This window comes from Pseudomonas sp. PAMC25584, from assembly GCF_058135675.1.
Genome location: NZ_CM176870.1, coordinates 287,006 through 306,203 on the forward strand (window position 1 = coordinate 287,006; position 19,198 = coordinate 306,203).

Here is a 19,198-nt window from a genome sequence, read left to right on the forward strand (position 1 = left end):
GGTAGGGTGGGTCATTCGTCGTCGCTGCTGTGGCTGGAGCTATCGGCAAAGTTGAGGCCGTGCTTGCGCAGCTTGTCGTGCAGGGTTTTGCGCGGTACGCCGAGGGCTTCGGCGAGGCTGCGCAGGGAGCTGTGGGGGCGGGTCAGTTCGGCGGCGATCAGGCTTTTTTCGAACTGTTCGACTTGTTCGCTCAGGCCGCCGGGGGTGGAGGTCAGCACGCTGGCGGACGGGTTGTCCGGGGTGTTGTCCAGCGCCAATTCCAGGCCCAGGGCAAAGCGCTCGGCGGCGTTCTGCAATTCGCGCACATTGCCCGGCCAACTGTGGCGCAGCAGCAACGCACGCTGGCCCGGCTGCAGTTCGTGCAGCGGCAGGCCATGGCGGCTGCTGGCTTCGTCGGCAAAGTGCTGGAACAGCATCAATGCATCTTCACCGCGCTCGCGCAGAGGCGGAATGCGCAACGGTGCGACGTTGAGGCGGTAGTACAAGTCGGCGCGGAAGCGGCCCTGGTCGGCGGACTGGCGCAGGTCTTCCTTGGTGGCGGCAATGATGCGGATATCCAGCGGGATCAGTTGATTGCCGCCCAGGCGTTCGACCACGCGCTCCTGCAGCAGACGCAGCAGCTTAACCTGCACGTCCAGGCTCATGCTTTCGATTTCATCGAGGAACAGCGTGCCGCCGTTGGCGAATTCGAATTTGCCGATGCGGCGTTTTTGCGCGCCAGTAAAGGCGCCTGGCTCGTGGCCGAACAGCTCGCTTTCGACCACCGATTCGGCGAGCGCTCCGGCGTTGATCGCCACGAAAGGCCCACTGCGCCGGCTCGACAAGTCGTGCAGTGCGCGGGCGACCACCTCTTTGCCGGCGCCGGTTTCGCCGAGGATCAGCACATCGGCCTTGGTTGCCGCCAGCGCGCCGATCTGCTCGCGCAGGCGCAGCATTTGCGGGGAGTGCCCGACCAGGCGCGTGCTCAATTGCTGGCGATCGCTGAGGGCCAGGCGCAGGCTGCGGTTATCCAGCACCAGCCGGCGCAGGGCCAGGGCGCGGCGCACGCTGTCGAGCAGGGCGTCGCTGGCGAACGGCTTTTCAAGGAAGTCATAGGCCCCGGCACGCATGGCCTGCACCGCCAGCGGCACATCGCCGTGGCCGGTGATCAGCAGCACCGGCAGGTCCGGGTCCTGGCCGTGCAGCTCGGCCAGCAGCTCCAGGCCATCCATGCCGGGCATGCGGATATCGCTGACCACCACGCCCGGCCAATCCCGCGACAGGCGTGCGGTGAGGCCGGTGGCTTCGCCCAGGGGCAGGACTTTCAGCCCGGCCAGGTCCAGGGTCTGGCACAGGGCCTGACGCAAGTGTGGATCGTCGTCGATCAACACTACCTGGATCTGGTTATCGATACTCATACACTGCGGTCCTCGGACGGTTGCAGACTGACGCCCGGCGAGCCGGCACGCAATTTCAAGGTTAACAGCGCGCCGCCTTGCTTGTGGTTGGCAAACAGCAGTTCGCCACCAAAGGCACGCATCAAGGTGTCACAGATCGCCAGGCCCAGCCCGAGGCCTTGGGTGCGGGTCTTGGTGGTGTAGAACGGCTCGCTGGCGCGGCCCAGGGCTTCCATGCAAAACCCCGGGCCGTTGTCGCGAATGTACAGATTGACGCCCTGTTCGGTGGTTTCGGCACTCAGCCAGAGTTTGCGCGGCGGGCCTTTTTCGGTGAGGGCGTCGAGGGCATTGGCCAGCAAGTTGCCCAGCACCTGGCGCAGGCGGGTTTCACCGGCCTCGACCCATAGGGTGGCCTCGGGCAAGTCACGGATCAACTCGACTTCCATCGCACGCCGCCGCTTGGCCAGCAACGCCAGCGCGTCGTCCAGCGCCGGTTGCAGGGCGACGCTTTCCGGCGCATGCCGATCGCGCCGGGCGAAAGCGCGCAAGTGGGCGATGATCGAGGCCATGCGCCCGGTCAGTTCGCTGATCAGCTTGAGATTGCCGCGGGCATCGTTGGTGCGCTCATGGTCGAGCAGGATTTCGGCGTTTTCCGCATAACTGCGAATCGCCGCCAGGGGTTGATTGAGCTCGTGGCTGATACTCGCCGACATGGTGCCCAGCGCCGATAATTTGCCGGCCTGCACCAGGTCATCCTGGGCGCGCACCAGTTCCTGCTGGGCGTGTTCGCGCTCCAGTACTTCCTGTTTCAGGCGCCGGTTGAGGCCTTCCAGGTCGCTGGTGCGCTCGGCCACGCGCATTTCCAGCTCGCGCCGGGCCTTGGCTTCGAAGGCGATGCGGTCCAGGTAGTGCCGACGGCGCTGCATCATCAGGCCCAGCAGCAACATCAGCACCAACAGCGTGGCGCCGCCCACCGCGACCACGGTGCGCACCGGGCGGTTGATCAACGATTGTGGCGCGAGGATCTCCACGTTCCAGCCGGTTTCGGCGATGACCGTGGATTGGCGCAGCCACGCCGTCGGGCTCAAGACCAGCGGTTGCGGATCGCGGGTGGGGTAGGGCTGGATGGCGATAATCGCTTGGTGCTCTTCGGCCGTCAGTGGCCGGGTGGCGCGAAATCGCCATTGTGGGCGCGAGGTCAGGATCACGACGCCGTTGTGGTCGGTGACCAGCAGTTGCTCCGGGGTGTTGCCCCACAGGCTTTCGGTGTGGTCCAGGTCGACCTTGACCACCAGCACACCGATGATTTTCGCGCCATCGCGCACCGCGGCGGCGAAGAAGTAGCCGCGTTTGGCCGAGGTGGTGCCCAGGCCGAAGAACCGCCCCAGGCGCCCGGCCATGGCTTCGCTGAAATAGGGGCGGAACGAGAAATTGCGCCCCACGAAGCTGTCTTGCTTGTCCCAGTTGGACGCGGCTAGGGTCTTGCCGGTGGTGTCCATCAGGTACATCACTTCGACCCCGGCCTGGGCGGCGACGTCCTTGAGCAGCAGGTTGGCGTTGACCAGATTAGTACTGACCTGCGGTGCCGCCAGCGCGGTGCGCAGGGCTGGCAAGTCGCCGAGGATCTGCGGCAGTACTTCATAGCGATGCAGGGTGCCCAGCAGGTTGGCGACGTACAGGTCGAGGGTCTGACGGTTCTGCCCGGCCAGCTCGCTGCGATAGTAGCGCTCGGCCAGGTGCTCCAGCGGCCACAGCAGCGGCGCCAGGCACAGCGCCAACAGGGCGAGGCTGCGCCAGCGGGGTCTTCGCGGGAGGGATGGGGTCATGGGAGTCATGCGCCTGAGGGTACCGGCGCATTATGCCTAGTGCTGCCGTGCAAGACACTCGCGCAATGCGTCTTGCCACGACGGTTGGCTGACCTGCCACTGCTGTTGCAGGCGGCTGCAATCGAGGCGCGAGTTCAGTGGGCGCTTGGCCGGCGTCGGGTAGGCGCTGGACGGGATCGCTTCCAATTCGGCGCAGGGTTGGCCAGCGGCGCGCAGGTGCTCGCCAATCGTCTGGGCGAAGCCGAACCACGATGTTTCGCCTTGGGCGGTCAGGTGATAGACGCCCCAGTCGCCCGCCTGCCCGGCCTGCCAGCGCTCGATCAACGCGCGGGTACTGTTGGCGATGGTGCCGGCCCAGGTCGGCGCGCCGATCTGGTCGGCGACGATGCGCATCTGCGGTTTTTCTTGCAGCAGGCGCTGCATGGTCAGCAGGAAGTTCTTGCCGTGAAGGGAGTAGACCCAACTGGTGCGCAGGATCAGGTATTCGCCCCCCGCGGCCGCGATCGCCTGCTCACCGGCGAGCTTGCTCTGGCCGTAGACGCCCAACGGGTTGGGGATGTCGGTTTCGGTGTAAGGCGCAGGTTTGCTGCCGTCAAACACGTAGTCGGTGGAGTAGTGGATCAGCGGCACGCCCAAGGCCTTGGCTTCTTCGGCGAGGACGCCGGGCGCGGTGGCGTTGACCGCGAAGGCCACGTCCGGCTCGCTTTCGGCCTGATCGACCGCAGTGTGGGCTGCGGCGTTGATGATCAGGTCGGGGCGATGGGCGCGCACTTGCTCGCGGATCTGGTCAACGTGGGCCAAGTCCAGCCTGTCGCGGCCCAGCACGATGAGTTCGCCCTGGCCCTGGAGCCGTTGTTGCAGCGCTTGAGAGAGTTGGCCGTGTTGGCCGGTGATCAGGATTTTAAGGTGGCCGCTCAAGGGAACAGCTCCGCGTCCTTCAGGTCTTTGCCGTTCTGATCCTTGGCCGACAATGTCGGTGCGCCGTCCAACTGCCAATCGATGTTGAGTTCGGCGTCGTTCCAGCGAATGCAACGCTCTGCAGCAGGCGTGTAGTAATCAGTCGTCTTGTAGAGAAACTCGGCGTAGTCGCTGAGTACCACAAAGCCGTGGGCGAACCCCGGTGGAATCCACAGTTGGCGGCTATTGTCGGCAGATAGGCGCACGCTTGCCCATTTGCCGAAATTAGGTGAGCTGCGGCGGATATCCACCGCCACATCCAATACTTCACCCGCCGTCACGCGTACCAGTTTGCCCTGGGCGTGTTCGATCTGATAGTGCAAGCCCCGCAGCACGCCTTTTTGCGAGCGCGAGTGGTTGTCCTGCACAAATTGCGTTTGAAACCCTGTGGCCTGGGCAAAGTCCCTGGTGTTGAAGCTCTCGTAGAAAAAGCCGCGCTCATCGCCAAAAACCTTCGGCTCGATGATCAATACACCGGGCAACTCAGTGGCGGTCACATTCATTCGGTATCCCCGGCGAGCGTGTACAAATATTGTCCATAGCCGGTTTTGCCGAAGTACTTGGCGCGTTCCAGCAGATGCTCACGATCGATCCAGCCATTCTCGTAAGCGATCTCTTCAAGGCACGCCACTTTCAGTCCTTGACGGTGCTCAATGGTCTGCACATAGGTCGAGGCTTCGAGCAGGCTGTCATGGGTGCCGGTGTCGAGCCAGGCAAAGCCACGGCCGAAGCGCTCTACATGCAGGTCACCGCGTTGGAGATAGGCATTGTTTATATCGGTAATCTCCAGCTCTCCGCGTGGCGAAGGCTTGACCGCTTTGGCGATCCTGATCACATCGTTATCGTAAAAATACAGGCCAGTCACGGCATAGCTGGATTTCGGCTTCGCCGGCTTCTCTTCGATAGACAGGGCACGGCCCTCCTTGTCGAAGTCGATTACGCCGAAACGTTCTGGGTCTTTGACCCAATAGCCGAACACGGTGGCACCTGACGGGCGTTTGGCGGCGGTGCGCAGTTGATCACCGAAGTGTTGGCCGTGAAAAATGTTGTCGCCCAGAATCAGGCACACGGGGTCGTCGCCGATGAACTCTTCGCCAATGATGAAGGCTTGAGCCAAACCGTCTGGAGACGGCTGCTCGGCATAGGTGAAACGCACGCCAAACTGGCTGCCATCCCCCAGCAGGTTGCGATACTGCGGCAAGTCCACCGGTGTGGAGATCACCAGGATGTCCTTGATTCCGGCGAGCATCAGCACCGAGATCGGATAGTAGATCATCGGCTTGTCATACACCGGCAACAGTTGCTTGGACACGCCCAGGGTAATGGGGTGTAAACGGGTGCCGGAGCCGCCGGCCAATACGATTCCCTTCATCATGCAATTAGATCCTTCATGTCTGTGTTGCCCAATCGTTGGCCCTGATAACTGCCGTCCTGGACCCTGCGGCACCATTCCAGGTTATCGAGGTACCACTGCACGGTTTTGCGTAGCCCGGTTTCAAAGGTTTCTTCCGGCACCCAGCCCAACTCGCGTTCGATCTTGCTGGCATCGATGGCGTAGCGCTGGTCGTGGCCGGGGCGGTCCTTGACGAAGGTGATCAGGTCGGCGAAGCGCGCGACACCGGTCGGGTGTTGCGGAGCCAGCTCTTCCAGCAGGGCGCAGATGCTGCGCACCACGTCGATATTCTTCTGCTCGTTGTGGCCGCCGATGTTGTAGGTCTCACCGACCACGCCTTCGGTTACCACCTTGAGCAGCGCGCGGGCGTGGTCTTCGACGAACAGCCAGTCACGGACTTGCAAGCCATCGCCATACACGGGCAACGGCTTGCCGGCGAGGGCGTTGAGGATCACCAGGGGGATCAGCTTCTCGGGGAAATGAAACGGCCCGTAGTTGTTCGAGCAGTTGGTCAGCAATACCGGCAGGCCATACGTGCGCTGCCAGGCGCGAACCAGGTGGTCGGACGCGGCCTTGCTGGCCGAGTAGGGCGAGCTGGGGGCGTAGGGCGTGGTTTCCGTGAACAGATCGTCCACGCCGTGCAGGTCGCCGTACACCTCGTCGGTGGAAATATGGTGGAAGCGGAACGCGCTCCTGGCAGGCTCTGCGAGCGTCTGCCAATAGGCGCGGGCGGCTTCCAGCAGGCTGTAGGTGCCGACGATGTTGGTCTGGATGAAATCCGACGGGCCGTCGATGGAACGGTCGACATGGGACTCGGCTGCCAGGTGCATGATCGCCTGGGGCTCGAAGCGCGCGAGTACGGCGCTGACGGTGGCCTGGTCGACGATATCGGCCTGGACGAACTCGTAGCGGCTGTTGGACGCGATGCTGGTCAGCGACTCCAGGTTGCCGGCGTAGGTCAGTTTGTCCAGGTTGAGCACTTCGTGCTCGGTGTGTTGAATCAGGTGGCGGATCAGGGCCGAGCCGATAAAACCAGCGCCGCCAGTAACAAGAATGCGCATGTCGGAGGGCCTTTTCCTTAGACGGACATTAAGCGAATGGGGCATAGCTTGAGTTGTGCGACAAGGCGGCGCAAGCACGGTATGCGAGGGGGGTTGCCTAATCCCCCTCAATAATGGCGATATAAGTACCTGATAAAAACCCGAGGTCGCCCCATGTTGCTCGCCACGTTGATCCATCGCGCCAGCCTGCCCTGCCCACAAGTGGGGCCCGACCAGGCGGTACGGTTACTTGAGCAGCATTACGGCCTCACGGGCACCTTACGGTCCCTGGGCAGCCAGCAAGACCTCAACTACAGGGTCGACAGCGACGGTGGCCGGTTTGTGCTGAAAATCTGCCTGGGCGACTACGCCGCTGTTGAACTGCACGCCCAGCACGCCGCGCTCCGCACGTTGCAGACACAGGACAGGTTGCGCGTCCCACGGGTGATCAAGGCCCTGACCGGTGAAGACCTGCTGACCGTGACCGTCGACGGGCAAACCCTGCACCTGCGGCTGTTGGATTACATCGACGGCCAACCCTTGACCCACCTGCCTCACGTGGGCCGCGAGGTCATCGCAGGTTTCGGTGAATTGTGCGGGCGGATGAGCCAGGCGCTGGCCGATTTCGCTCACCCAGGCCTGGAACGGACCCTGCAATGGGACCCGCGCCACGCTCAGGAACTGATCAGCCACCTGCTGGCGACCCTGCCAGACCTGCCAGACCTGCCCCACCGTGCCGCATTGGAGCAAGTGGCCGAGCAAGTTGGTACGCGCATTCGGCCCCTGGCGGATCACTTGCCGTGGCAAGCGGTACACATGGACATCACCGATGACAATGTGGTCTGGCAGCGCGATGCCCTGCGCCATTGGCAAGTCCAGGGGGTGATCGATTTCGGCGATCTGGCGCATACCTGGCGCATCGCCGACCTGTCGGTGACCTGTGCCGCGCTGTTGCACCATGCCGAGGGTGATCCCTTTGCCATCTTGCCGGCAGTCCAGGCTTGTCACGCCGTTACGCCTTTGCAGCGCGCAGAATTACAGGCGCTGTGGCCGCTGATCGTCGCCCGTGCGGCGGTGCTGGTACTCAGCAGCGAACAGCAGCAACGCCTTGATCCCGATAACGACTACCTGTTGAAAAACGCCGAGCATGAGTGGGAAATTTTCCACGTTGCGACGTCGGTGCCGTTTGAATTGATGGAGGCGGCGATCCTGTGCAGTGTCGGGCAGACGCTGCCGCCGATCGCTAGCGAGGGGTTTGCGCCGCTCTTGCCGGGGCTGGTGGGGCGTGAGTTCGCGCTGATCGACCTGGGGGTGCTCAGCCCGCACTTCGAGGCGGGCAATTGGGAACAACCCGGGATTGACCGGCGGTTACTGGACGAGGCCGCGGCGGTGCACGGGTTGGCGGCCAGTCGATACGGCCAATACCGTTTGTCGCGCACGAACCCAGACAGCGCCACAGAGCCGCAGACGCTCCCGCTGCATGTCGAGTTGCACCTGCCCCACGGCACAGCGGTGGAAGCGCCTTTCGCCGGGGTGCTGCATGTCGGCGCCGATGGCCTGTTGTGTGTGCAGAACGGCCCGTTGAGCCTGCGGTTGTGGGGCGTAAAAACCCTGTTGAAAGCGGGTTCGACGGTGGTGGAAGGGCAAATGCTGGGGGAGGTCCACGCCCCCCTGACCGTGCAATGGTGCCGCGCCGATCTTGAACCGCCTTTGTTCTGCACGCCGAGCCGAGCATTGGCGTGGCAAGCGCTATGCCCGTCACCCTCGGCGCTGCTGGGGCTGGCCTGCGATGCCGAACCCGAACTCGACCCTGAAGCCCTGCTGGCGCGCCGCGACGCCAGCTTCGCGCGCTCGCAGAAGCACTATTACGTCGACCCGCCGCGCATCGAACGGGGCTGGCGCAACCACCTGATCGACATGCAGGGCCGCTCCTATCTGGACATGCTCAACAACGTGGCCGTGCTCGGCCATGGGCACCCCCGCATGGCGGCGGTGGCAGCGCGGCAGTGGTCGCTGCTTAACACCAACTCGCGCTTTCACTATGCGGCGATTGCCGAATTCTCCGAGCGTTTGCTGGCGCTGGCGCCGGACGGCATGGATCGGGTCTTCCTGGTCAACAGCGGCACCGAAGCCAATGACCTGGCGATCCGCCTGGCCTGGGCCTACAGCGGTGGGCGCGACATGCTCAGTGTGCTGGAGGCCTACCACGGTTGGTCGGTGGCGGCGGACGCGGTGTCCACGTCGATTGCCGACAACCCCAAGGCCCTGAGCAGTCGTCCGGAGTGGGTGCATCCGGTGACCGCGCCCAATACCTATCGCGGCGAGTTCCGCGGGCAGGACAGCGCGCCGGATTACGTGCGAAGTGTGGAGCACAACCTGGCGAAAATCGCCGCAAGCAAACGTCAATTGGCCGGCTTCATCTGTGAGCCGGTGTATGGCAATGCCGGGGGTATCTCCCTGCCGCCGGGCTATTTGCAGCAGGTGTATGCGTTGGTGCGCGCCCAGGGCGGTGTGTGCATCGCCGATGAAGTGCAGGTGGGTTATGGCCGCATGGGGCATTTCTTCTGGGGCTTTGAAGAGCAGGGCGTGGTGCCCGATATCATCACCATGGCCAAGGGCATGGGCAACGGTCAGCCGTTGGGGGCGGTGATCACCCGTCGGGAGATTGCCGAGGCGCTGGAGGCCGAGGGGTATTTCTTCTCGTCATCGGGGGGCAGCCCGGTCAGTTGCCGGATCGGCATGGCGGTGCTGGATGTGATGGAGGAAGAAAAGCTCTGGGAAAACGCCCAAGTGGTCGGTGCGCATTTCAAGGCGCGCCTGGAAGCCCTGATCGACCGTCATCCGTTGGTCGGCGCCGTTCACGGCTCCGGTTTCTATCTGGGCCTGGAGCTGGTGCGCGACCGGCATACCCTGGAACCCGCCACCGAAGAGACCACACTGCTGTGCGACCGCTTGCGTGAGCTGGGGATTTTCATGCAACCGACCGGCGACTACCTGAACATTCTCAAGATCAAGCCGCCGATGGTTACTTCCAAACGCAGTGTGGATTTCTTTGTCGACATGCTGTCGAAGGTGTTGGATGAACAGCTGTAAATAATCGATTGTTATCGGTTATTTGCTGTCATATTTATCGACTATGTTCTTTTGATGCTGTTAAGGCCGATTTTTATCCGCTATAAAGTCGGCTTTCACCCTTTCGGAGCCCTGATTGCCATGACCACCCTGCACAGCACACCTCGCGCCGATGGCTTTCATATGCCTGCCGAATGGGCGCCACAGACCCAGGCCTGGATGATCTGGCCCGAGCGCCCGGACAACTGGCGCCTGGGTGGCAAGCCGGCGCAGGCCGCGCACGTGGCAGTGGCCAAGGCCATCGCGCGTTTTGAGCCGGTCACTGTCGTGGTTTCCGCCGGCCAATACGAAAACGCCCGCGCCCGTTTGGATGTGCCCAATATCCGGGTGGTGGAAATGTCCAGCGACGACGCTTGGGTGCGTGACACCGGCCCGACCTTCGTGATCAACAACAGTGGCGAAGTGCGCGGCGTGAACTGGGATTTCAACGCCTGGGGCGGTTTTGACGGTGGCCTGTATGCACCGTGGAACCGTGACGCGCAGGTCGGCGGCAAGATTCTCGGGATCGAGCGCGCGCCGCGCTACGGCACCGAAGGGTTTGTGCTGGAAGGCGGTTCGATTCATGTCGACGGCGAAGGCACCCTGATCACCACAGAAGAATGCCTGCTCAACCGCAATCGCAACCCGCATCTCGACCGCGAAGCTATCGAGGCGGTGCTGAGCGCCAACTTGGCTGTGGATAAGATCATCTGGTTGCCGGACGGTCTGTTCAACGACGAAACCGATGGCCATGTGGATAACTTCTGCTGCTATGTGCGCCCAGGCGAAGTTTTACTGGCCTGGACCGACGACCCGCAAGACCCGAACTACTCCCGCTGCCACGCGGCCATGGACGTGCTGCTAAGCAGCACTGATGCCCAGGGACGCTCGTTCACAGTGCATAAAATGCCGATTCCGGGGCCGCTCTATGCCACCGAGGAAGAGTGCGCGGGTGTGGACCCGGTGGACGGCAGCCAGGAGCGCAATCCTTGCGTGCGTCTGGCCGGTTCCTACGTCAACTTCCTGATCGTCAACGGTGGCATCATCGCGCCGAGCTTCGACGACCCGCTGGACAGCCAGGCCCGGGAAATCCTGCAGAACCTGTTCCCGCAGCACGAAGTGGTGATGGTGCCGGGCCGCGAACTGTTACTGGGTGGGGGTAATATCCATTGCCTGACCCAACAACAGCCTGCCCCGCAGAAAAATTGAGTGCAGTTGTAACAACGCCGGAACGGCGAGCGGGCGCCAGCCGTTTTTAGCGTTCACAACAAGCCCGCGGCCCCGTAAGGCCGTGGGCTTTTTTGTGTCCGATTGCCTATAAACACGGCACATTGGCATAGCTCTTGTATTGGCATTGTCACAGTAGCTCACGGTGATGACTGCGCAGTTCTGTCATAAACCTTGAGTAAGTTAGCCGCTCACGCAGTAGGAGAGAGCGCTGAAATGAATGCCAATATCGACGTGATGCACGCGCGCACGTTCCACCCCGTGCGGGTCAACAGTGACGAAATTCATGCGCTGGCGCTCTGGTTGAAGACACACGGCTCACGGCAGATCAGGCAGCAGCCAGATTTACGCAGCGTGATGAATGAGCGCTACCCGGCTGGTTTTTTCAGCGAGGATGAAATGCATGCATTGTGTGAATTGATGCACAACTAGGAGCGCGCCTATCAAAATGTGCGAGTGAGCTTGCTCGCCATTGCGGTGTGCCCTCCACTGAATAAGTGGCTGACCGACACCGACCGCGCGCAAGCGCCCAATTCAATTTGCACGCGTTATGTCTTCCCAAACGTCTGACTTGAAAAATACGTTACTAAATACGTATTTTTTCTGTATGGATGAGATTTCCAGGCGATGGCTAAAGCGCTGTAGGCCGTGGCTTAGAATTTTTTTGCCTAAATACAGACGATTCGCGAAATTGACACATAGTTCAGCGCGAGACTAGCATTGCGTCCAACGCCTGTGGCTAACAGCCATGACTCAACCAATAAAAAAAGGCCCGCGGCAGTTAAGTCGTCCGCGGGCTTTCTTTTTTTCGGAAAAAGTCGACACCAAAACAGCAAAAAGGAGCTTGGTGTCGTAGCGCGTATTCAATCAGTAATAAGGAATAAAAAAAATGTTGAAACAACGGATGAGTCTGATCGCTCTGGGGATTTTGAGCGCATCGACAGCAATGGCAAACGACCAGGAACAATCCAAGGGTTTCGTTGAAGACAGCCATCTGAACATCGCAGCACGTAACGCCTACATCAGCCGTGACTACAAGAACGGCAAGCAAGACAAAGCCGAATGGGGCCAGGGCTTCATCGGCAAGTTTGAGTCCGGCTTCACCCAAGGCACCGTCGGTGTGGGTGTGGACGTGATTGGCCAGTACGCCATTCGCCTGGACGGCGGTAAAGGCCGCAGCGGCGCGGGCGGTATCGACTTCTTCAAGCAAGGCGACAGCGGCTCAGCCGCCAACGACCTGGCCAAAGGCGGCGCGGCGGTGAAGTTCCGCCTTTCCAACACGGTGCTCAAGTACGGTGACCAGTTCCCGAACGTGCCCGTGCTGGCTTACGACAACTCTCGTCTGTTGTCGGAAACCTACACCGGTACCTCGATCGTTTCCAAAGAGATCGAAGGTCTGCAACTGGACGCGGGTCACTTCACCAAGGAAGCGCGCAAAAGTGCTGAAGGCACCGATAGCGGCAACCTGAAGAACATCAGCTACTTGGGCGGCAGCTACAAGTTCACCGAAAGCCTGTCTGCAGCGCTGTATGCCTCCGACATGGAAGACGTGCTGAAGAAGCAATACGTCAACGTCAACTACGTGCTGGCCCTGCCAGAAAAGCAGTCGCTGACGTTTGACTTCAACGGCTACAAAACCAAGCTGGATCGCAGCTTCGCCGAGCAACGTGGCGATGCAGACGCGCGCGACAACAAGATCTGGAGCCTGGGCGCCACATGGGCCGTTGGTCCGCACAGCTTCACCTTGGCCCACCAGCGCAGCACTGGCGACACCGGTTATCTGTACGGCGGCTACCGTGACAACACTAACGAGACCGGCATCGGCGACGGTGGCAACACCATCCTGCTGGCCAACTCCTACTGGTCCGACTTCAACGGCAAGGACGAGCGTTCGTGGCAAGCGGCCTACGGCATCGACTTCGCTACCTTCGGTGTGCCTGGCTTGACCTACAACGTGGCTTACGTTCGCGGTACCAACATCGACGACGGCAGCGGCCGTGGCGATGGCACCGAGCGTGAAATCTGGAACCAGTTCAAGTACATCGTTCAGAGCGGCCCGGTCAAAGACCTGAGCCTGCGTGCTCGTGCCTCGTGGTTGCGCGTTTCCAACAACGCCAGTGATTACAACGTAGGCGGCAACGAATACCGTCTGTTCGTCGACTACCCGATCAACGTTTTCTAATTGATCCGGCGTCGCGCCTGATTGCAGGCGATAAAAAACCCCGACTGGTTCGGGGTTTTTTTATGTCGGTGGGTCAACCTCAGGCTTTGGCCGGCGCCAGTTTCTTGCAGTTTGCCTTGCGGGTCGGGTATTGCTCGCACTTGCGCAGCACGGTTTGCGCCTGCTGCGCGTTCTGCAATTGCTGGTTGGCCAGCAACTTCTCGGTGATGAACCGTTCTTCCGAGCCCAGGTTGCGTTCGGCCTTGTCGATCATCGCCAGCGCCGATTTGCCATCGCCGCGCTTGAGGTGGTCGCTGATCATCAGGTCATAGGTCGACGGGCCTGCGAGGCTCCGGTCCTTGATGGCCTGTAAACACGGGGTCAGACCCCTATTTCCCCTTGCCAACGGCGTCAGCTATGCGGCGGCGTGGAGGGGCTGGTCGATGCTTCCCGTTTGTTGTAGAAGACGCAACCCGCTGGCACGTCTTTGTTGACCAGGGACATCGCCCCGATAGTGGCGTTGTCTCCCACCACCAGTTTGTCAGCGATGATGCAACTGTTTGCCCCCACGCTGACGTTGTCGCCGATCCTCAGATCGTAATGGTCCAGCCCAAGCGTTTTGACACCCACAGTTGTGTTTTGCCGAATGAAGAAGTTACGGCCGATCCTGGCGTGGCCGGTGATCACAACACCTGGTAGATGCGCAATTCTCAGCCCAGGACCAATCACCGCGCCAAGGTCGATATCAACCGCGTATTTGAGATTCAGCTTTTGCTGCATCCGGCGTGCGCGTGCAGCCCAGAATCCACCCTTCCCATTGAGATACTGGGCAAGCCGGAAAGAGAACAGGAAGCGCAATTTGTTGTCCTTTCTGGCCCGGCGAACGATGTTCGAGAACAGCCCTATCCGGCTTCCCACCCGCTTCTTGTTTGATACTTCAAGTCGCCAACACTCAAACAACTGATCCAGATTCACGATTTCTTTCCCATCATCAATAAGTCGTCCGCGAGTAAGCGGTTGCAGGTGAGCCTCAGGCCGCAACCACGGCGAGCCCGAGGCGTTGCACAAATCTCGTTGTGAAAACGGGGTCAGACCCCTATTTCCCGAACACATTCGCCAGTAACTGACTGCCCCGTGCCGGATCGCCGAAAGAGTGGTCATGGCTATACAGCAAATCCACAAACACCGCCTTGGGTTTGAACGCCGGCAAGCGCTTGAACAACTTGCTCTGCTCGCCATAGGGCATCGGCCAGGAGGTTGCGTTGCGCATCAGGTGCGCATCATCGATCAACACCACCGCCACCCGCTGCTAGCCGTCATTGGCGTAGTGACAGGCGAACATACGGTTGAGCCACTGCGCCGACGCCTTGTCGCTGGAACTGGCCAGGCCGAAAGAATCGAGGATCGCCAGCTGCGCGATGATGGCGGCCAGCCAATAGCGGCGATGTTTGAACAGCGGGGGGTCGACAACATCCATGTCTTGATAAAAAGCACAAGCAAGACAGGGGTTTTAACGTGGTGGGGAGGGGGTGTCAATTGGGGTGGTGGCGAAGTGCCATATTTCTGTGCGTGGGTTGCCTCCGTAAACTGAAACGCCTTGGTCTGTGCCGTCCGAGGCGTTTTGTGTGGGGCTTGGAGACCGTTACTCAGCGTTGCAAGGCGACGCCAACACCTTCACCACGTCATCAATCACCGCCTTGCTCATCTCCTGCAGATAATGCGACGCCCAGGCATAACGATCCGTCTCCCGCACCATCGCCGCATCTTCCGCGAGTAGCTTGGCGACATGGAGTAAGTCGGAGACGTGGTGCAAGGCTTCATGCAGAGAAACACCGCTGTTGACGCGGAACAGAGGTTGGTCGGAGTGAAAGGAGAAGGGGGTGACACCGAGGGTGGTTAATGCAGATGGATTTGTAGCGGTCATTGGTAAAACTCCCATATCAAGTGAGAGCTACCACGTTCGTTCTCAGGCGAATGGGTGGCAGCTGTGCGCAGGCTGAGAAACCGGAGATACAGGAACCCGGCAGACCCGAAGGTCTCCCACGCACAGCCGCCATTGCACGAAATGGTGGGCGAAAAAAAACGCCTGCAAATCGGGTTTTGGGGCGCTTGGTGCGCCTGCATCTTGCGGGGTTCTCAGGCCCGATCGCTGAATTGGCAGCGACAGAGTGGAGGGTAGCGTGGTGAGCGGTGGGGAGCAATCAGGAAAATAGATTGGTGGTTTTGCTATCCGTCTGTGGTTTGAGCCTTATTGCTCCACAACGTTGCATGCGGGAAAGGTATGAACACGGACGCCGGAAACCCGCTACCGCTGAACCTGCGCCAAGTCGACCTGCGCGCCGTCTTGGTCGAAATCAGCCAGCACACCGGCCTTCGCTTTCGCGTCCCGGAACGGCCTTACGCCGGGGTCAAGGCGCCATTCTTCTACAGCCTGGCTGCCGGATACCAAGCCATGGACAGCCTGGCCCGGGTTTTCAACATCCCCGACTTCATCTGGCAGCAGCAGGGTGACGGGGAAGTGTTTGTGGGCAGTTGGGCCGACAGCTTCTTTGGCGTTCGCTCGCCGCTGCAGCTGCCGGTGGAGCTGTTCGACGGCTACCAGGGCAACCAAAGCGCAATGATTGCAGCCCTTCCCGGGTTGCGACCAGGTGCAACGATCAACCACGGCGAGCGAATCACCAGTGCGGCGCTCATCGACAACCAGATGGCCATCCGATGGACGACGCAATCCGCCGCAGCGTAGAACGACAATTCCCTGAACTCACCGGCGGTTACCACCTGCCACGCTTTGCCCGGGTTGTCGCCGTGGCCGACGCTCCGGCCGGCGCCGGGATCTGTGACGACTTCCGCCCGCGCTATGCGGTCGACATCGAGGTCATGGGGCCAGACGGCGAGCCAGACACCAAGCTGCCGATCCTGGCAGGCGTGCCGTTGCCACTGCCCACCGGTGGCGAAGAGATGGGCATCTATGCCTTCCCGGAAGAGGGCACCCAAGTAGTGGTGTGCTTTGCCTACGGCCTGCCGCACAAGCCCTATATCCAAACGATCCTGCCCCACGGGTTGAGCATGCCCAGCGTGCCGAAGGGCGACCAGGTGTGGCAGCACAGCGAAGCCTGTCAGCAGCGCGTTGACGCCGATGGCAACTGGCTGCGCCAGACTGACGGCAAGATCCGGGACAAGGCGATCGAGCGGGAAGTAGAGGCTATGGGGAATATTGAGACGTTCCAGAATCACACTAGGACGGTGGACGACCATTCCACAGAGTCAGTGGGTGGGATCAAGACGATCGAGGCGCTGGGCGCGCTCAAGCTGCTGTCGGGTGGGTCTGCGAGCCTGGCTGCGGTGGATGATTTGCACCAGGCAACCGGGCGGGATTTGAACCTGGTGGTAGGGCAGAAGCATAACGCCACGGTGGGTGGGGATATGGAGGAAAGTATTCAGGGGCTGCGTAAGAGCGTGGCGGCGGTCAGCCAGCGGCTAGTCGCGCCCAAGATCTGGTTGGGATCCGAAGGGGTGAGCGTGCTGCAGGTGCTGTGTGATTTGCTCGACCTGGTGCAGCAGTTGAGCGCGCAACTGGCTGCGCATACTCACACACCGGGTCCAACGCCGGCGCCAAGTGATGCTGTGGCTTTCAACGGAAATGCAGTTAAAGCAGGAGCATTAGGTGCGAAGTTAAAGATGATTACTCTATAAAAAGATAATTAGCTCGCTCGGTTTACAGAGCAGTGAATGTCGTTTAAGTCTTAATGGGGAGTAATGAGGGCCTCATGAGGGCCTCATAAGTGTCGTAGTCAGTAGATGTAAAATTCTAGAATAAAACATTGCATTACCGTTCGTCTGAAATGCTGGGCGGTAGTGGTGTTTACAAGTGTTTACCTTGTAAACCGAATACGGTTTACAAATATAAGCAAGATCCCAGTCAAACCCTTATGTTGCAGGAGGCGGTGCTCAAAAATGCGTGATCTCACAGCACCAGATACGACAAAGCCCGCTTAGACGCGGGCTTTATTGTGCTTCTAAGATGCACCAGGCTGGCTGGTTGCTCGCAGAATGGCTGTGGTAGCATCCCTCAACCATTCGAAGCTGTACTTCTTTGTTACCGGAATCTCAAAGGGTATGGCTATGTGACGAACCCGTCAACCCGAAACGGTTGACCATAAATGGCTAAAGTTGCGTAAGTTGCATTAGCGTAATTGGTGCGATTAAAAGTAAACGTTGTAAGCATATTGTTTGCAACGTTACAGGGTGAGTCACTAAACGAGTGGGAAGTGCTGTGGGCTCTTTTATAGAAGCACAGCTTTTTGTTTTCCCTTGGAGCTTTTGCCAATGAAGTCATTCATTAGCCGATACCTTCCTGAAGAGCTGATTCGAGCATTGCAGACCGCGTATTGGTCGATCCGCTTGATCAGAATCCTTCAGCAGTTGTAGCGCAGCACAGCAGGGGCCATCGGCCCCTGCTTCTATAGCCGCTTGATCAAGCTCTTGACCCAAGACATGCAAAACTCGATGGTTTGATCTATCTGCTGCGTTGTGAAGTTCGGCATGTCTTTTGAGCCGGGTCCATGTCCCAAGTCGTTTCGCACGTCGCTGTAAAACCGCTGCATTGATTGCCGTTCCCAGCCATCTATGAATGCGCCATTCGCTTTACTCTCAAGATGATTCAGGAAATCAGACACACCTTTCTCATGATTGGTAGTCCATTTTTTGAGTTCGCAAATGATTTTGATCGTGCTTTCCAGTGCCTTGGCGGCATAGAACGATGGGTCTCGGCCACCGGTGTCTCTGCGATCAATCGCCTCGGCCATGTCTATGCTGACGTTCTTCCATTGAGCGTCGTTGACCAAGAGCCAGAATGGCTGCTCGACATGTTCCTGAAGCTGCGCATCCTGTGTGATCTGCAAGTACCCATTGTGATAGTGCAGAGGCATACCCGCTTGCTTTAGGCGCTCGTTCAGCTCATTCACATGGGCTGCAAACGTGCTGTTCAAGTGCTCATTAATAGCTCGAACGCCGCTGCATCGCGAGCCAGGAACTGTCATGGACCCCCTGGGTTTCTTATCTTGAATTTCGGCGTCGGCCAGCTGGCGCGGAAACTCGGAATTTGCTTGAGCTACCTGCTCCTCTCGGGTGCGGAAGGCCAATTCGACGAAGCTTAGTCGGCGCTTGACGAACATGTCGGGGTCCAGGCCGGCAGTAAACTTGAGGTTGAGCCACTGCTCGACCACTAGGTTGATATTGTACAAACCCGAGTTCGTGTGAGGCTTGCCCATATACTCGGTTTGATAGGAGTAGTACCTCGGCGACAGTTCCTTGAGCCCGATCTCCATCGCCAAACGGTCGTGAATATCAGTCCAAGTCTTCTTAACGCCTTCGTCGACCTTCTGGCTGTGTCCGTAGTACTTCCAAATCTGCTCGTTGACGATTCTGTATGACTGCACAAAAAGTGCAGATTCGTTTTGTCCGACGCTTTCGAACATTGGGCGATTCGCATACCTGCGAAAGAAGACATCAGTAAGCATGGCTAAATTCTCTTGCTCCGGCACTTAGTGGTGACTTCGAGGCCGGCGGGGCGCCTCTGGTCTATCTGAAGCAATCTTCCGAAGGGGCGAGGTATCAATCCGCCCTTGGCCGTTTGCTGCCCGTCACGGTTGACCTGGCTGGAGGGTTTACCGATCTACAACAAGATAGTGCGTTCTGTTCAAACCGAATCAACGTGCACGCATTTTTAGCTAAACAAAAGTCTGAGGGCGAGAAAAATCGCTATGAAAAAGCACTTATCCCCCTCCCGCCGACGGGCTCTGCGTCCCTTTTTTGTGCAAAGCCAGGTGGTGGTGCAAACCATGCCCGCGCCCAAGCCCGCTGCGGGGGCTGTGGGGCGTTTGGTGATTGCACAAAGTGAAAGGTATTGCAGAGAAATGTCATGCGCTTGCATCGCGTGGCACGACGTCCTCGGTGATGATGAGATTCTAAATGCCCCGGCCGGCCTGAGCGCACGCCAAGAAAACAAGCCGAAACCTCTATTTTCATTTTGAGTGCAGCTCAAAAACATGAGTTCTGCGCTCTGAGTAAGGCTGAGGGCGTAAAGAGCTACAAGCCGCTGCTGGCGG

General features: G+C 59.7%; 14 protein-coding genes and 3 pseudogenes. 6 read left to right on the forward strand and 11 right to left on the reverse strand.

Annotated elements, in window-relative coordinates:
* Nucleotides 1-11 precede the first annotated feature (11 nt).
* The 6 genes from ACS5Q8_RS01340 to rfbB are packed head-to-tail and all read right to left on the reverse strand — an operon-like array spanning nucleotide 12 to nucleotide 6,613.
* Nucleotides 12-1,397: a sigma-54-dependent transcriptional regulator gene (locus ACS5Q8_RS01340; protein ID WP_443695034.1), complete on the reverse strand. Its 1,386-nt coding sequence runs from the start codon at nucleotides 1,395-1,397 to the stop codon at nucleotides 12-14.
* Nucleotides 1,394-3,202, reverse strand: a complete 1,809-nt coding sequence (locus ACS5Q8_RS01345; protein WP_276195837.1) for a sensor histidine kinase — start codon at nucleotides 3,200-3,202, stop codon at nucleotides 1,394-1,396. The genes ACS5Q8_RS01340 and ACS5Q8_RS01345 overlap by 4 nt, the downstream gene beginning before the upstream one ends.
* Before the next feature lie 36 nt (nucleotides 3,203-3,238).
* The gene (gene rfbD, locus ACS5Q8_RS01350) at nucleotides 3,239-4,120 is read right to left on the reverse strand and encodes a dTDP-4-dehydrorhamnose reductase (protein ID WP_465159763.1); all 882 of its coding nucleotides are present in this window, start codon (nucleotides 4,118-4,120) and stop codon (nucleotides 3,239-3,241) included.
* On the reverse strand, nucleotides 4,117-4,662 hold the full coding sequence (rfbC, locus tag ACS5Q8_RS01355) for a dTDP-4-dehydrorhamnose 3,5-epimerase (RefSeq protein ID WP_443696798.1): 546 nt from the start codon (nucleotides 4,660-4,662) through the stop codon (nucleotides 4,117-4,119). Before rfbC ends, rfbD begins: the two co-directional genes overlap by 4 nt.
* Entirely contained in the window at nucleotides 4,659-5,534 is an 876-nt protein-coding gene (rfbA, locus tag ACS5Q8_RS01360; protein ID WP_426101839.1) for a glucose-1-phosphate thymidylyltransferase RfbA, read from the reverse strand. The genes rfbC and rfbA overlap by 4 nt, the downstream gene beginning before the upstream one ends.
* On the reverse strand, nucleotides 5,531-6,613 hold the full coding sequence (rfbB, locus tag ACS5Q8_RS01365; protein WP_276195841.1) for a dTDP-glucose 4,6-dehydratase: 1,083 nt from the start codon (nucleotides 6,611-6,613) through the stop codon (nucleotides 5,531-5,533). The genes rfbA and rfbB overlap by 4 nt, the downstream gene beginning before the upstream one ends.
* Before the next feature lie 153 nt (nucleotides 6,614-6,766).
* Here rfbB and ACS5Q8_RS01370 point away from each other — a divergent pair, with 153 nt between their 5' ends.
* The 4 genes from ACS5Q8_RS01370 (at nucleotide 6,767) to ACS5Q8_RS01385 (ending at nucleotide 13,112) form a co-directional block, all read left to right on the forward strand.
* A complete protein-coding gene (locus ACS5Q8_RS01370) occupies nucleotides 6,767-9,685 on the forward strand; it encodes an aminotransferase (protein WP_465159764.1) in 2,919 nt (972 codons plus the stop codon).
* 120 nt (nucleotides 9,686-9,805) lie between these two features.
* Nucleotides 9,806-10,912, forward strand: coding sequence for an agmatine deiminase (aguA, locus tag ACS5Q8_RS01375; protein ID WP_465159765.1), 1,107 nt, complete (start codon nucleotides 9,806-9,808; stop codon nucleotides 10,910-10,912).
* Between the two features lie 234 nt (nucleotides 10,913-11,146).
* Nucleotides 11,147-11,362 carry a hypothetical protein gene (locus ACS5Q8_RS01380; RefSeq protein WP_247400211.1) on the forward strand — a complete coding sequence of 72 codons (216 nt, stop codon included), beginning with the start codon at nucleotides 11,147-11,149 and terminating at the stop codon, nucleotides 11,360-11,362.
* A 457-nt stretch (nucleotides 11,363-11,819) separates the two neighbouring features.
* Nucleotides 11,820-13,112, forward strand: a complete 1,293-nt coding sequence (locus ACS5Q8_RS01385; RefSeq protein WP_247400213.1) for an OprD family porin — start codon at nucleotides 11,820-11,822, stop codon at nucleotides 13,110-13,112.
* A 79-nt stretch (nucleotides 13,113-13,191) separates the two neighbouring features.
* Here the strand turns inward: ACS5Q8_RS01385 and ACS5Q8_RS01390 are convergent.
* The 4 genes and pseudogenes from ACS5Q8_RS01390 to ACS5Q8_RS01405 form a co-directional block, all read right to left on the reverse strand.
* Nucleotides 13,192-13,464: pseudogene (locus ACS5Q8_RS01390) on the reverse strand (peptidase M48); the annotation flags it as partial.
* A gap of 38 nt (nucleotides 13,465-13,502) precedes the next feature.
* A complete protein-coding gene (locus ACS5Q8_RS01395) occupies nucleotides 13,503-14,066 on the reverse strand; it encodes a serine acetyltransferase (protein ID WP_426101849.1) in 564 nt (187 codons plus the stop codon).
* A gap of 130 nt (nucleotides 14,067-14,196) precedes the next feature.
* Nucleotides 14,197-14,568 (reverse strand): annotated as a pseudogene (locus ACS5Q8_RS01400) (CHASE2 domain-containing protein); the annotation flags it as partial.
* Nucleotides 14,569-14,733: 165 nt separating this feature from the next.
* Nucleotides 14,734-15,015, reverse strand: a complete 282-nt coding sequence (locus ACS5Q8_RS01405; protein WP_426101851.1) for a DUF3077 domain-containing protein — start codon at nucleotides 15,013-15,015, stop codon at nucleotides 14,734-14,736.
* A 375-nt stretch (nucleotides 15,016-15,390) separates the two neighbouring features.
* Here ACS5Q8_RS01405 and ACS5Q8_RS01410 point away from each other — a divergent pair.
* A pseudogene (locus tag ACS5Q8_RS01410) lies at nucleotides 15,391-15,834 on the forward strand (hypothetical protein); the annotation flags it as partial.
* Entirely contained in the window at nucleotides 15,807-16,784 is a 978-nt protein-coding gene (locus ACS5Q8_RS01415; protein ID WP_426101853.1) for a hypothetical protein, read from the forward strand. The pseudogene ACS5Q8_RS01410 and the gene ACS5Q8_RS01415, both read left to right, overlap by 28 nt.
* A gap of 767 nt (nucleotides 16,785-17,551) precedes the next feature.
* On the opposite strand, the gene ACS5Q8_RS01420 is transcribed toward ACS5Q8_RS01415, so the two are convergent.
* A complete protein-coding gene (locus ACS5Q8_RS01420; protein WP_426101855.1) occupies nucleotides 17,552-18,610 on the reverse strand; it encodes an AbiJ-NTD4 domain-containing protein in 1,059 nt (352 codons plus the stop codon).
* Nucleotides 18,611-19,198 lie beyond the last annotated feature (588 nt).